This window comes from Variovorax sp. WDL1, assembly GCF_001541225.1.
Lineage (GTDB): Bacteria > Pseudomonadota > Gammaproteobacteria > Burkholderiales > Burkholderiaceae_C > Variovorax.
The window spans coordinates 7,091-19,671 of sequence record NZ_LMTS01000069.1 but is presented as its reverse complement, the minus strand read 5'-3'; the positions used below and the strand labels follow the sequence as shown (position 1 = coordinate 19,671).

General features: G+C 67.8%; 15 protein-coding genes. 4 read left to right on the top strand and 11 right to left on the bottom strand.

What is annotated here, in order from left to right; translation table 11 throughout:
• Positions 1 to 5: 5 nt before the first annotated feature.
• The 8 genes from APY03_RS09345 to APY03_RS09310 form a co-directional block, all read right to left on the bottom strand.
• Positions 6 to 215 (bottom strand): dodecin, encoded by a 210-nt coding sequence (locus APY03_RS09345; protein WP_068676095.1) that lies wholly within the window; start codon positions 213 to 215, stop codon positions 6 to 8.
• Between the two features lie 89 nt (positions 216 to 304).
• Positions 305 to 904, bottom strand: coding sequence for a DUF3299 domain-containing protein (locus tag APY03_RS09340; protein ID WP_068676093.1), 600 nt, complete (start codon positions 902 to 904; stop codon positions 305 to 307).
• A gap of 2 nt (positions 905 to 906) precedes the next feature.
• On the bottom strand, positions 907 to 2,169 hold the full coding sequence (locus tag APY03_RS09335; RefSeq protein ID WP_068676091.1) for an ABC transporter permease: 1,263 nt from the start codon (positions 2,167 to 2,169) through the stop codon (positions 907 to 909).
• Complete coding sequence (locus tag APY03_RS09330; RefSeq protein ID WP_068676089.1) at positions 2,166 to 2,870, bottom strand: ABC transporter ATP-binding protein; 705 nt, start codon at positions 2,868 to 2,870, stop codon at positions 2,166 to 2,168. Before APY03_RS09330 ends, APY03_RS09335 begins: the two co-directional genes overlap by 4 nt.
• Before the next feature lies 1 nt (position 2,871).
• A complete protein-coding gene (locus APY03_RS09325) occupies positions 2,872 to 3,417 on the bottom strand; it encodes a DUF2796 domain-containing protein (RefSeq protein ID WP_068676087.1) in 546 nt (181 codons plus the stop codon).
• The gene (locus APY03_RS09320; RefSeq protein ID WP_068676085.1) at positions 3,414 to 4,325 is read right to left on the bottom strand and encodes a sulfurtransferase; all 912 of its coding nucleotides are present in this window, start codon (positions 4,323 to 4,325) and stop codon (positions 3,414 to 3,416) included. The genes APY03_RS09325 and APY03_RS09320 overlap by 4 nt, the downstream gene beginning before the upstream one ends.
• A gap of 17 nt (positions 4,326 to 4,342) precedes the next feature.
• Complete coding sequence (locus tag APY03_RS09315) at positions 4,343 to 5,275, bottom strand: DMT family transporter (RefSeq protein ID WP_068676083.1); 933 nt, start codon at positions 5,273 to 5,275, stop codon at positions 4,343 to 4,345.
• 10 nt (positions 5,276 to 5,285) lie between these two features.
• Positions 5,286 to 6,422 (bottom strand): aromatic ring-hydroxylating oxygenase subunit alpha, encoded by a 1,137-nt coding sequence (locus APY03_RS09310; RefSeq protein ID WP_068676081.1) that lies wholly within the window; start codon positions 6,420 to 6,422, stop codon positions 5,286 to 5,288.
• A gap of 246 nt (positions 6,423 to 6,668) precedes the next feature.
• Between APY03_RS09310 and xseB the strand changes: the two genes are divergently transcribed.
• From xseB to APY03_RS09290, 4 genes are all read left to right on the top strand, one after another.
• Entirely contained in the window at positions 6,669 to 6,938 is a 270-nt protein-coding gene (gene xseB / locus APY03_RS09305; RefSeq protein ID WP_068676218.1) for an exodeoxyribonuclease VII small subunit, read from the top strand.
• On the top strand, positions 6,935 to 7,849 hold the full coding sequence (locus APY03_RS09300) for a polyprenyl synthetase family protein (protein WP_068676079.1): 915 nt from the start codon (positions 6,935 to 6,937) through the stop codon (positions 7,847 to 7,849). The genes xseB and APY03_RS09300 overlap by 4 nt, the downstream gene beginning before the upstream one ends.
• 14 nt (positions 7,850 to 7,863) lie before the next feature.
• On the top strand, positions 7,864 to 9,747 hold the full coding sequence (gene dxs, locus APY03_RS09295) for a 1-deoxy-D-xylulose-5-phosphate synthase (RefSeq protein WP_068676078.1): 1,884 nt from the start codon (positions 7,864 to 7,866) through the stop codon (positions 9,745 to 9,747).
• 94 nt (positions 9,748 to 9,841) lie between these two features.
• Positions 9,842 to 10,921 carry a TRAP transporter substrate-binding protein gene (locus tag APY03_RS09290; protein ID WP_068676076.1) on the top strand — a complete coding sequence of 360 codons (1,080 nt, stop codon included), beginning with the start codon at positions 9,842 to 9,844 and terminating at the stop codon, positions 10,919 to 10,921.
• A gap of 110 nt (positions 10,922 to 11,031) precedes the next feature.
• Here the strand turns inward: APY03_RS09290 and APY03_RS09285 are convergent, their stop codons facing one another.
• From APY03_RS09285 to APY03_RS45625, 3 genes are read right to left on the bottom strand one after another with little or no spacing between them, the layout of a single operon-like run.
• Positions 11,032 to 11,454, bottom strand: coding sequence for a hypothetical protein (locus APY03_RS09285; RefSeq protein ID WP_068676074.1), 423 nt, complete (start codon positions 11,452 to 11,454; stop codon positions 11,032 to 11,034).
• Positions 11,451 to 12,437 (bottom strand): flotillin-like protein FloA, encoded by a 987-nt coding sequence (gene floA / locus APY03_RS09280; protein ID WP_068676072.1) that lies wholly within the window; start codon positions 12,435 to 12,437, stop codon positions 11,451 to 11,453. Before floA ends, APY03_RS09285 begins: the two co-directional genes overlap by 4 nt.
• Positions 12,438 to 12,449: 12 nt before the next feature.
• A complete protein-coding gene (locus APY03_RS45625) occupies positions 12,450 to 12,578 on the bottom strand; it encodes an NfeD family protein (protein ID WP_443082812.1) in 129 nt (42 codons plus the stop codon).
• Positions 12,579 to 12,581: the final 3 nt, after the last annotated feature.

Here is a 12,581-nt window from a genome sequence, read left to right as displayed (position 1 = left end):
TTTCTTCAGTCCTCGAGCGTGAAGCCCACTTTCAGCGTGACCTGCCAATGCGCGATCTTGCCGTCCTGCACGTGGCCGCGGGTTTCGGTGACCTCGAACCACTGGATGTTGCGCACCGACTCGCTCGCCTTCGCTATCGCACACTGCACGGCATCGTCGCTGCTCGTGGGCGAGGAGCCGGTGAGTTCGAGGAGTTTGTAGACGTGATTGGACATGGAACGCTCCTTGGATGATGGAACCGGGCGCGCTGCCATCGAAGGGCAGCGTCCCGTTCATCATAGGCTCAGGGCCCCGTAGCCGTCTGCTACTTCGCCCCGCCGGTGTACTTGGTCACGCTCTCCGCCGTGACGTGGTAGCCGCTCACGCCCATCATCGAATCGTTGCGCAAGGTCTGGAGCTTGCCGGTGATCCACACCGTGTCCATGGCGCGGAACTTCGCGCCACGGCGCGGGCGCACATGCACGATCTGGTTGGCCGGCGGCGGCGGGGTGTGGATGCAGGCGCCGAAGTAGGGCACCAGCAGGAACTCCGTGACCTCGCCCTTGTTCTCTTCCAGCGGCACGATGAAGCCCGGCAGCTTGATCTCCACGCCGTTCATCTCCGGGTTGGTGGGCGCGTTGTTCGAGACTTCCTGCATCTTCAGCAGCAGCTCGTTGGCGCGCGGATCGCCGTCCTCGAGCTTGCTCAGGTCCACGCCCTTGAACTCCTTCATCGGGTCCCAGTCCTTGGGCACCAGTTCTTCCCAGGCAATCAGCCGCGGCTGGCCCGGCGCGGGCTTGGCGGCGGCTTCCTTGCCGCCCAGCGGGTTGGTGGCCGAGGTCGACTGCGGCGCCGGGTCGGCAGCGTAGGCCGTGGCGGCCGCGGCGCACAGCGCCAGGAGCAGGGGACGCAATGTCTTGATCATCTTCAGATCCTTGGGGAGAGGCCGTCGGCCAGCGACAACCGGTAGGCGCGCACGCCCGGCAGCAGGCTGGCCAGCCAGCCCGCCGCCAACAAGCCGGCGAGCAGGGCCCATTCGTTGAGTGTAGGTTCGGACAGCGAGAGTGTCAGCCCGAACTGGGCCTGCAGCCATGGCGAAAGCAGGGCGATCCCCAGCGCCGTCGCGACGAGGCCGAGCGCCACGCCCAGCAGCGTGACGATCGCGCCTTCGAGTGCCAGCAACGCCACAACATGGCGCAGGCTGGCGCCCACCGCACGCAGCACCGCGAGCTCGCGGCGCCGCTCGTTCAGCCCGGCCATCACCACCGACACCAGTCCTGCGAGGCTGACCAGCGCGACCAGCGCGGACATCAGCAGCAGCGCGTTCTCGCCGACGCCGATGACGCTCCACAGCTCGTCCAGCGCCACGCCGGGGAGTATCGCCATCAGCGCCTCGGGCTGGTAGGTTGAAACCCAGCGCTGCACCGAGAACACCGCGGCCCGGTTCTTGAGCCCGACCAGCGCGGCGGTCACGGTCTTGGGCTTGAGGTCGAACTTGCGGACCTGCTCGGCCGGGATGCGCACCCCCGGCAGCGGCGCGCCGCCGCGCCATTCGAGGTGCAGGGCCTCCATCGCTTCCAGGCCGACGTGGACCGTGCGATCGACCGGCGTGCCGGTGCGCGCGAGCACACCCGCGACGACAAAGGGCTTGTCCGCATGCTCGGCCACGTTCAGCTCGCCGCTGCCGTGCGCCAGGGTGATGCGCTGGCCCACGTGGTAGCCCAACCGATCCGCCACCTCGGCGCCGATCACGGTATCGAAGAGTTTGGCGAAGGGCTTGCCCTCGCGCAGGCGCAGTGGCTGGCGATCGCCGTAGCGGAAATGCTGGAAGTAGTCCGGCGAGGTCGCGAGTACCGCGAAGCCGCGGTGGGAATCGCCCAGCGACAACGGTACTACCCATTCCACGCCCGGGTGCGCGGCCAGCGCCTGCACGCTCTGCCACTGCATGTTGTTGGTGGCGGCGCCGATTCGGAACACCGAGTACAGCAGCAGTTGCGAGGAGCCGGTGCGCGCGCCCACGATCAGGTCGGTTCCCGAGACCGATGCGGAAAAGTTGTCGCGCAGCTCGGTGCGGATCCGCTCGACGCCCAACAGCAGGAATGTGGACAGCGCAATCGACAGCACCGTGAGCGCCAGCGTGAAGCGTCGGTTCCAGGCGCTCTTCCAGGCGATCGCGAACAGGGCGTTCATGCAGGCTCGCCCATGGCCGCGCGGTTGATCTCGGGCAGCAGCAGATGCCGGCCGAAGCGCGCGGCGATGCGCTGGTCGTGGCTCACGAACACCAGCGCGCTGCGGTTTGCGCGGCAGGCTTCGACGAGGACGTCGAGGAAGGCCTCGCGGCGGTCCTCGTCGAGTGCCGAGGTGGGCTCGTCGGCGATCACGACCTCGGGATGGCCGATGAGCGCGCGTGCGGCGGCGACGCGCTGCTGCTGGCCGACCGACAGCTGCATCGCCTGGCGCTTCCACATGGCTTGCGGCAAGCCCATCGCTTCGAGCAGTTGCGCGGCCTGGGCGCGCGCGCCGCCTTCGCGTCCGGCCTGCTGGCGGCGCCGCGCCGAGAAGCGGCAGGGCAGCAGCACGTTGTCGAGCACGCTCAGGTAGGGCAGCAGGTTGAACTGCTGGAAGATGTAGCCCACGTGCGCGACGCGCTGGCGGTCGCGCGCGGCGCCTGAAAGTGCGGCCCAGTCCTGGCCCAGCAGGGCAACGTGGCCCGAATCGGCCACCAGCACGCCGGCCAGCAGCGACAGCAGCGTGCTCTTGCCGCAGCCGCTGGGCCCGTGCAGGAACACGGCCTCGCCCGCTTCGATGTCGAGGTGTTCGATGTCGATGCAGGGGGCGGAGGCGCCAGGCCAGGTGAAGCGCAACGCTTCGGCGCGAAGAACTGCGCTCACCTCACTTGCCGCCGCCCCAGGTCAGCCGCGCGGCGGGCCGCTTGAGCGTGCGCTTGAACTGGCCCTCGGGCGCGACGATCTGGACCTCGATCTGCCGCACGTTCTTGAAGGCGTTGAACAACGCAAGCTCGATGAACTTCGTCTCCGTGGCCTTGGTGCAATTGAACGCGAAAGTGCCATCGAGATCGGCATGCCCTTCAGCGCCGGTCTCGGACTTGCCCAGGCCCAGCGCCGCAGAACGCAGCGTCACCGGGCCGAGCTTGCAGTTGGCGGCGGGGTCGATCTTGAACAGCTGGTCGGCCGCGCGCAGCTGACTGACGACATCGTCGGCCATCTTCTTCTCGGCCTCGGTCTTGGGCGCATGCTCGTAACCGACAAAGTTCTCGAGCGGTGATTCCATCTCGATCACCACGGTCGGGCCCTCGATCGCGATGTCGAGCCTGAGCTGGCCATGCACATGCGCGCGCGCCTGTGCCGTCGCCGCGAGCGGGGTTGCCGCGACCAGGCCCGCGCACGCGAAAGTCCAGAGAAGGCGTTGAAGATTCATGCATCCGCACCTTGCCGGGTCGGCAGTCCCGGCGTGTTGCTCCACTCGCTCCAGCTGCCGGCATAGAGCGCGGTCGGTCCGAGCCCGGCAATCTGCATCGCGAGCACGTTCGGCACGGCGCTCACTCCGCTGCCGCAGTGGTGGACGACCGTGGAAGGGGCCCGGCCCTGCAGCAGCGCTTCAAACTCGGCACGCAGCTGCGCGGCCGGCTTGAACTTGCCCTCGGGGCCGAGGTTCTCGGTGAAGGGCCGGTTCAGGGCCCCGGGGATGTGACCGGCGATCGGGTCCAGAGGTTCCACCTCGCCGCGATAACGTGCGGCTGCGCGCGCATCGATCAGCGTCTGGTCGGCCTTCTGCAGGCGCGCGGCGACGGTGCGCGTGTCGACCAGGGCCACGAGCGGATCCCCGGGTACGAAGTTCGACTGGAAGCGCGCCGGCTCCTCGCCATCGCTCGTCTTGCCGCCCGCCGCCTGCCAGGCTTGCAGGCCGCCGTCGAGCACGGCCACGGCGTCGTGGCCCATCCACTTCAGCATCCACCACAGCCGGCCGCAGTAGTTGGCGCCGTTGCGGTCGTAGACCACGGCCTGCATGTTGTTCGCAAAGCCGATGCCGGAGAGCCACGCCGCGAACTTCTCGCGGCTGGGCAGCGGATGCCGCCCGCCCGACGCGGGCGGGCCCTCGTCGGCCTGCGCCACCACGACCTCACCGTTGGCGCCGGGCGCGCCATGCTTGGCGCTCAGGTCGGTGTCGAGGTCGACGTAGATCGCTCCCGGGATGTGGGCCGCGCGGTACTGGGCGGGGCCGGCCTCGGGTTTCATCAGGTCGAAGGTGCAGTCGAACACCATCTGCGGGGCGGCGCTGCGCTGCAGGTCCATGAGTTGGTCGACGGAAATCAGGGTCTGGTACATGGCGGTTCCTTCATGGCTCAATGCTCTTCGGCGGGCGCCTTGGGCAGCGAGCGCTGGCGCAGCACGGTGGCCGCGATGCCGCTGCCGACGATCAGCACCATGCCGGCCCAGCCGGCCGCGTCGATGTGGTCTCCGAACAGAAGCACACTGTAGATTGCCGCAAAGACAATGCCGGAATATTGCAGGTTGGCCACGACGAGCGTACCGCTTTGCGTCTTGGCGCTGGCATAGGCACGCGTCATGCACAGCTGTCCCAGGGCCGCGAGCACGCCAACCGGCAGCAGCCACGCCGCGTGCGCCCAGGTCCATTGTTCCCATGGCGTGAAGCTGCCCAGCAGCGTGACGAGGCCGCCCGCCACCGCCGAGCCCACCGCAAAATAGAAGACCGTACGCGATTCCGGCTCCCCCACGCGCGAGAGGGCAACTACCTGCATGTAGGCGAAGGCGGCAGTCAGCCCGGATATCAGGCCCACCAGCCCCGCGAAGCCCTGGCCGTCACCGACGCTGGGCTTGAGCATCAGCACCACGCCGCCGAAGCCCGCCAGCACGGTCAGCACCAGCGGCCCCTGCAGCGGCGGCCGTGCAATGCGCCCGTCGCGGCCGGGCACCGGCACCCACGCGAGCAGGGCACCGCCCACGAGGAAGGCCGCGATCCAGACGCTGCTCATGTAGTTGAGCGTCATGGCGGTCGCCAGCGGCAGGTGCGCGATCGCGTAGAACCAGGCACCCATCGAGAACACCCCGATCAGGCTGCGCCAGGCGTGCATGCCGGGGTAGGGCGTGGCGAGCGCGATGCCGCGCTGGCGCGCCAGCGCCCAGAGGAACAGCATGCCGATCAGGCCGCGGTAGAGCACCAGCTCGGCGCTCGTGAACCAGGCCGAAGCGATCTTCACGCACACGCCCATGGTGGCGAAGATCAGTGCGGCCAGCACCATCCAGAGGGCTTGCATCCCTCCGGCTCTAGGCAGCCATCTCGCGGCGATACCACTCGTGGAACTGCTGCATCCCGTCTTCCATCGGGCTCTGGTAGGGGCCGCTCTCGTCGACGCCGCGCAGCATCAGCGCGCGGCGGCCGGCGTCCATGCGCTCGGCGATCTCGTCGTCCTCGACGCAGGTTTCCATGTAGGCAGCCTGCTGCGCCTCGACGAATTCGCGCTCGAAGGCGACGATCTCCTCGGGGTAGAAGAACTCCACCATGTTGAGCGTCTTCTGCGGCCCCATGGGGTGCAGCGTCGAGACGGTGAGCACGTGCGGGTACCACTCGATCATCACGTGCGGGTAGTAGGTGAGCCAGATCGCGCCGTACTTGGGCGGCTTGCCCTCGCGGTACTTCAGCAGTTGCTCCTGCCACCTCTGGTAGACCGGGCTGCCGGCGCGGCCCAGACGGTTGGCGACGCCCACCGTCTGCACCGAATGGTGGGGGCCGAACTCCCAGCGCAGGTCCTCGCAGGTGACGAAGCTGCCGAGGCCCGGGTGGAAGGGCCCGACGTGGTAGTCCTCGAGGTAGACCTCGATGAAGGTCTTCCAGTTGTAGTTGCACTCGTGCAGCTCGACGCGGTCCAGTGCGTACCCCTCGAAGTCGAGGTCGGCGCGCGGACCCAGCCGGGCCAGGTCGGCGGCGACATCGCGACCGCCCTGCGGGTTCTGCTCGAACAGCAGGCCGTTCCATTCCGTGAGTGGATAGTTGTGCAGGTCGAGGCAGGGGTCCTGTGCGAAATGCGGCGCGCCGATCAGCTTGCCGGTGGTGCGCGGGTCGGCGGCCGCGTAGGTCCAGCGGTGCAGGGGGCACACGATGTTGCCGCCGCCGGCCTGCGGGTCGAGTTCGCCGCGGCCTTTCAGGATCAGCGCCTGGCGATGCCGGCACACATTGGAGATCAGCTCGACGCCCTTCGGCGTGTGCACCAGCGCGCGGCCCTGCTGCTCTTGCGGCAGGGCGTGGTAGTTGCCCGGTTCGGGCACCGCGAGCCGGTGACCGACGTAGCGCGGACCGCCGGCGAAAAGGGTTTGCAGCTCGCGGGCATAGAGCGCCTCGTCGAAGTACGCGGAAACCGGGAGTTGGCTGGAAGCCTGCTGCAGTTGAAGACTTAAATCAGACATGGGTGACCTGACCAAGCTCCCCACAGGGAGGAAGAACGCAAAGAGGTGCCGCTGAAGAGTGGGCGGCCCCAAGAAAATCGCCGGCAGGCGCCGGCGCGAGAGAGCGGGATTGTACCCCGGGAAAAATGCGCGTGCTGCTGTTTTGCCCTCCGTGCCGAAGGGCTTGCCCGGGCCCCGCCGATGGCGCCGCGGGGCGAGCCCTGGTGCCCCCGCCCTAAAATGCCCGGTTTGATCTCCCATCCCCGCATGCCCAAGGTGTCCCCTTCCTCCCCACCAGATTCTTCGCCCACAGCTTCCGGCACCGGCGCGTTGCCAGCGAGCTACGAAGCCGGGCTTCAGGAACTCGAGCAGTTGGTGGCCGAGCTCGAATCGGGGCAACTGCCGCTCGACCAGCTGCTCGGCAGCTACCAGCGGGGCGCGGCGCTCCTGGCCTTCTGCCGCGACAAGCTGCAGGCAGTCGAAGATCAGATCAAGGTGCTCGACGCGAACGGCCTGAAAGTCTGGAACGCGGAATGAGGGCCGCCGATACCTTGCGCTGGGACGCACAGCGCCTTGCGGCCTGGAGCGAGCCGCTGCTCGCGAGCGTCGAGGCCGCGCTGTCGCGCTGGGTGGGCGTCGATGCGCCGGTGCTGCTGGGCGATGCGATGCGCTATGCAGTGCTCGACGGCGGCAAGCGGCTGCGGCCCTTGCTGGTCTTCGCCGCCAGCGAGTCGGCGCGCGGCCAGGCCGAGGCCACGCTGCGTGCCGCCTGCGCGGCCGAGCTGATCCATGCCTATTCGCTGGTGCACGATGACCTGCCCTGCATGGACAACGATGTGCTGCGCCGCGGCAAGCCCACCGTGCACGTGAAGTTCGGCGAGGCCGATGCGCTGCTGGCCGGCGATGCCCTGCAGGCGCTGGCCTTCGAGCTGCTCACGCCCGAGCATGAAGGCATCGCGCCCGAGGTGCAGGCCCGCCTGTGCCGCTTGCTGGCGCGCGCGGCCGGCAGCCAGGGCATGGCCGGCGGCCAGGCGATCGACCTGGCCAGCGTCGGGCTCGCGCTCGACGAGGCCCAGCTGCGAGAGATGCATCGCCTGAAGACCGGCGCCCTCCTGCAGGGCAGCGTCGAGATGGGCGCCGCCTGCGGCACCCTCGATGCCGAGGCGCTCGATGCGCTGCGCGCCTACGGCGCCGCGATCGGCCTGGCCTTCCAGGTGGTGGACGACATCCTCGACGTCACGGCCGACTCGGAGACCCTCGGCAAGACAGCAGGCAAGGACGCGGCGAGCGACAAGCCCACCTATGTCTCGCTGCTCGGCCTCGAAGGCGCGCGTGCGCAGGCGCGCGAGCTGCTGGCCCAGGCGCTGCAGGCACTCGACCGCAGTGGGCTGGCCGACACCGGTGCCTTGCGTGCGCTGGCCTACATGGTCGTGGACCGCGATCGATAGAGAACTACAACCCCATGGCTCCGCTGCTCCCCACCCTCCACGACCCTTCAGCCCTGCGTCACATGGACCGCGCCCAGCTCAAGCAGCTGGCCGACGAGGTGCGCAGCTGCGTGCTCGACAACGTCTCGCGCACCGGCGGGCACCTGAGCTCGAACCTCGGCACCGTCGAGCTCACGGTGGCGCTGCACCACGTGTTCGACACGCCGCACGACCGGCTGGTGTGGGACGTGGGCCACCAGACCTATCCGCACAAGATCCTCACCGGCCGGCGCGAGCGCATGCCCAGCCTGCGCCAGATCGGCGGCATCTCCGGCTTCCCGCAGCGCAGCGAAAGCGAGTACGACACCTTCGGCACCGCGCACTCGTCCACCAGCATCTCTGCCGCGCTCGGCATGGCGCTGGCGGCCAAGCAGAAGGGCGAGGACCGGCACGCCGTCGCAATCATCGGCGACGGCGCGATGACTGCCGGCATGGCCTTCGAGGCCCTCAACAATGCGGGCGTGTACGACTGCAAGCTGCTGGTGATCCTGAACGACAACGACATGTCGATCAGCCCGCCGGTGGGCGCGCTCAACCGCTATCTCGCACAGCTGATGAGCGGCAACTTCTACGCCGCGGCCAAGAACGTGGGCAAGAGCGTGCTGCGCGCCGCGCCGCCGCTCTTCGAGCTGGCCAAGCGCCTGGAGCAGCATGCCAAGGGCATGGTGGTGCCGGCCACGCTCTTCGAGCAGTTCGGCTTCAACTACGTGGGCCCGATCGATGGCCACGACCTCGACTCCCTGGTGCCCACGCTCGAAAACCTCAAGCACCTGCACGGCCCGCAGTTCCTGCACGTGGTCACGAAGAAGGGCCAGGGCTACAAGCTGGCCGAGGCCGACCCGGTGGCCTACCACGGACCCACCAAGTTCGATCCGGCGATTGGCCTGGTCAAGCCCGCTACCGCGCCCAAGCAGACCTTCACGCAGATCTTCGGCCACTGGCTGTGCGACATGGCGGCGCAGGACAGCCGGCTGGTCGGCATCACGCCTGCGATGCGCGAGGGCTCGGGGCTGGTGGAGTTCGAGCAGCGCTTCCCCGAGCGCTATTACGACGTCGGCATCGCCGAGCAGCACGCCGTCACCTTCGCGGCGGGACTCGCATGCGAGGGGCTCAAGCCGGTGGTCGCGATCTACTCGACCTTCCTGCAGCGGGCCTACGACCAGATGATCCACGACGTGGCGATCCAGAACCTGCCGGTCGTGTTCGCGCTCGACCGCGCGGGCCTGGTGGGTGCCGACGGCGCCACCCATGCGGGCGCCTACGACATCGCCTTCATCCGCTGCATCCCCAACATGAGCCTGGCCTGCCCGGCCGACGAGGCCGAATGCCGGCAACTCCTCTCCAGCGCCTTCGCGCAGGATCATCCGGTGGCGGTGCGCTATCCGCGCGGCGCCGGCGCCGGCGTCGCGACCCCGCCCGGGCTCGAGGCGCTGCCCTTCGGCAAGGGCGAGCTGCGCCGCTCGGGGCGCCGCATCGCGATCGTGGTCTTCGGCACCTTGCTCCAGCCGGCGCTCAAGGCCGCCGCGGCGCTCGATGCCACGGTGCTCAACATGCGCTGGGTCAAGCCGCTCGACGTCGAGCTGCTGCTGAAGACCGTGGCCACGCACGAGTGCGTCGTGACCCTCGAGGAAGGCGCCGTGATGGGGGGCGCGGGCAGTGCGGTCATCGAGGCGCTGCAGGCGGCCGATGTGCAGCGGCCCGTGCTGCAGCTGGGCCTGCCCGATCGTTTCATCGAGCATGGCGACCCGGCCAGGCTGCTGGCGAGCATCGGGCTCGACGCAGCCGGCATCGAGCAATCGATACGCGAGCGCTTCGGCGCGAGCGAGCCCGCAGGGAAAACCCGCCCCGGGGTCATGTAAGCACTTTTTACAATCTTGCTGCCTCGACAGCAAAGTCGGCAACGCGGCCACGAGCCGCGTTCTTGTTTTTTCCAAGCACTCGGAGTCAACCTCAATGGATCGTCGTTCCCTCATCAAAAACGCAGGCATCGCCGGCGTCCTCGCTGCCGGCATCGCGCCCGCAGTCCACGCGCAGGCCGCTGTCCGCTGGCGCCTGGCCTCCAGCTTTCCCAAGTCGCTGGACACAATCTTTGGGACGGCCGAGGTGTTCGCCAAGCAGGTGAGCGACGCGACGGGCGGCAAGTTCCAGATCTCGGTGCATGCGGGTGGGGAGCTCATGCCGGCCTTCGGCGTGGTCGACGGCGTGCAGAACGCCTCGGTCGAGATGGCGCACACCGCGCCCTATTACTTCTACGGCAAGGACCCGACCTTCTGCCTCGGCTGCGCGGTGCCCTTCGGCATGAACACGCGCCAGATGAACGCCTGGATGTACGAGGGCAACGGCCTCAAGCTGATGCGCGCCTTCTACGCCAAGTACAACATCTTCAACCTGCCCGGCGGCAACACGGGCGCGCAGATGGGTGGCTGGTTCCGCAAGGAGATCAAGTCGGTCGCCGACCTGAAGGGCCTGAAGTTCCGCACCAACCCCTTTGCCGGCAGGGTGCTCGAGCCCTTCGGCATGATCCCGCAGTCCATCCCCGGCGCAGACCTGTACCCCGCGCTCGAGAAGGGCACGCTCGATGCACTCGAGTGGGTCGGTCCTTACGACGACCAGAAGCTCGGCTTCAACAAGGTCGCCAAGTTCTACTACTACCCCGGCTGGTGGGAAGGCGGCCCGCAACTCGACTTCTACATCAACACCAAGGCATGGGAAGGCCTGTCGGCCGAGTACAAGGCAATCGTCGAAGCGGCAGCCGCACAGGCCAACATCACGATGACCGCGAAGTACGACGCGCGCAACCCCGTGGCGCTCAAGCAGCTGGTCGGCTCGGGCACGGTGCTCAAGCCCTTCACGCAAGATGTGATGAAGGCCGCCTTCAAGTCCGCCCAGCAGATCTACTCGGACCTGAACAACACCAATCCGGAGTGGAAGAAGATCTACGGCGACTGGGCCAAGTTCCTGGCTGACCAGAACGCCTGGTTCCGCTTCACCGAAGGCACCTTCGATCGCTTCATGCAGCAGCAGAAGCTCTGATCGGGACGTCCGCTTCTGCAATCCTGAAGCATCAAAGCCCCGCCGGTCACGGCGGGGCTTCTTTATGGTGCGTGCGGCATGCAGCGCTGCGGTGCGAGGCGCCGCCGCGCTCAGCGGCGCTCCGCACCAGAGCCCGCCGCATCGGCGCCGGGTGTCGAATGCGGCTGCAGTGCGCGGCACCGACCCAGCACCGTCATTGAAACGACGGCATCGCGCAAGCCCTGTCGCGAACCGAGCATGGCCTGCGTACGGGTGCGGCGAGGAGGCGCGATGTCCGTGAGGGCCGCGGAGGTTCGCCGGACCGGCCGTTGGGCGATCGGACTGGGCTCCCTGCTGCGGCCCCGTGGTTCGCGGCCGTCTACTGCCGCATTCGGCGGGGATTCCCTGGCCTCCACGGCTTCCTGGAGTTCTTCGGCTGCCTGCTCTTGCACCGGCCGCTCCGGCAGGCGCCGCGCACCCCGCCGCGCCGCATAGCCAAACACCAGCGCGAGCGCAGCGAGCAGTACGTAAAAAAGCGGATCGACGGGCGTCATGGTCGCTTGTTCCCCTGGTCCTGGCCGGCCTCGTCGGTCCCTGCGATGGCACCGCGCATGTCGGTGTCTGCCTGCAGGTTCTTCATGCGGTAGTAATCCATGATGCCGAGATTGCCGGCACGAAACGCCTCGGCCATCGCCCGCGGCACCTCGGCTTCGGCTTCCACCACGCGCGCGCTCATCTCCTGCTCGAGTGCGACCGCCATCGCGCGCCGCTCTTCCGCCTTGGCCTGGGCAATCTGCTTGTCGGCATTGGCCTGGTCGATCTGCAGCTTGGCACCGATGTTTTCTCCCACGTCGACGTCCGCGATGTCGATCGAGAGAATCTCGTAGGCAGTCCCTGCGTCCAGGCCCTTGCTCAGGATGTGCTTGGAGATGTGATCGGGGTTCTCAAGCACGCTCTTGTGATTGATCGCCGATCCGATCGTGCTCACCATGCCTTCGCCCACCCGGGCGATGATGGTCTCCTCACCGGCGCCGCCGACGAGCCGTTCAATGTTGGTGCGAACAGTCACGCGGGAAACCACGATGAGCTGGATGCCGTCCTTGGCAACCGCCGCGATGCGGGGCGTCTCGATGACCTTGGGAAGCACTGACATCTGCACCGCTTCAAGCACATTGCGCCCCGCGAGATCGATGGCCGAGGCGCGTTTGAAGGTCAGCGGAATGCTGGCCTTGTCGGCAGAGATCATTGCGTTGACGACCCGGACCACATTGCCGCCCGCGAGGAAGTGGGCCTCCAGGTCATTCAGCGGAATCTCTATCCCTGCTTTGACCGCACTGATGCGGGCAGTGACGATGGTGCCCGGCGGTACGCGCCGAAGCCGCATGGCGACCAGCGTGAATATGCTGACGTACGCGCCCGAGGCCCACGCGGCAATCCACAACGGAAGCGGCACCAGGTACAGCACTGTTGCGACCAGAACGATGAGGAGGATGCCCAGCGCGCCAGCTCCCAGAAATCCTGTCTCGAGTCCGCCCATGATGGTTCCTTTTCAAGTGCCACGCGCACGTTTGACAACGATGCGGTTTCCGTCGACCCGCACTACCTGAATGAACTCGCCAGGCTCGATGAGTTCCCCGTCCGAGACCACGTCGATGCGCTGAGCGTCGATCTCGGCGATGCC

Coding starts and splice junctions, on each gene's coding strand:
- APY03_RS09325 (WP_068676087.1), bottom strand. CDS start 3,417: ATGAATCTTCAACGCCTTCTCTGGACTTTCGCGTGCGCGGGCCTGGTC.
- xseB (WP_068676218.1), top strand. CDS start 6,669: ATGCCCAAGGTGTCCCCTTCCTCCCCACCAGATTCTTCGCCCACAGCT.
- dxs (WP_068676078.1), top strand. CDS start 7,864: ATGGCTCCGCTGCTCCCCACCCTCCACGACCCTTCAGCCCTGCGTCAC.
- APY03_RS09290 (WP_068676076.1), top strand. CDS start 9,842: ATGGATCGTCGTTCCCTCATCAAAAACGCAGGCATCGCCGGCGTCCTC.
- APY03_RS09315 (WP_068676083.1), bottom strand. CDS start 5,275: ATGCAAGCCCTCTGGATGGTGCTGGCCGCACTGATCTTCGCCACCATG.
- APY03_RS09300 (WP_068676079.1), top strand. CDS start 6,935: ATGAGGGCCGCCGATACCTTGCGCTGGGACGCACAGCGCCTTGCGGCC.
- floA (WP_068676072.1), bottom strand. CDS start 12,437: ATGGGCGGACTCGAGACAGGATTTCTGGGAGCTGGCGCGCTGGGCATC.
- APY03_RS09310 (WP_068676081.1), bottom strand. CDS start 6,422: ATGTCTGATTTAAGTCTTCAACTGCAGCAGGCTTCCAGCCAACTCCCG.
- APY03_RS09335 (WP_068676091.1), bottom strand. CDS start 2,169: ATGAACGCCCTGTTCGCGATCGCCTGGAAGAGCGCCTGGAACCGACGC.
- APY03_RS09340 (WP_068676093.1), bottom strand. CDS start 904: ATGATCAAGACATTGCGTCCCCTGCTCCTGGCGCTGTGCGCCGCGGCC.
- APY03_RS09320 (WP_068676085.1), bottom strand. CDS start 4,325: ATGTACCAGACCCTGATTTCCGTCGACCAACTCATGGACCTGCAGCGC.
- APY03_RS09345 (WP_068676095.1), bottom strand. CDS start 215: ATGTCCAATCACGTCTACAAACTCCTCGAACTCACCGGCTCCTCGCCC.
- APY03_RS09285 (WP_068676074.1), bottom strand. CDS start 11,454: ATGACGCCCGTCGATCCGCTTTTTTACGTACTGCTCGCTGCGCTCGCG.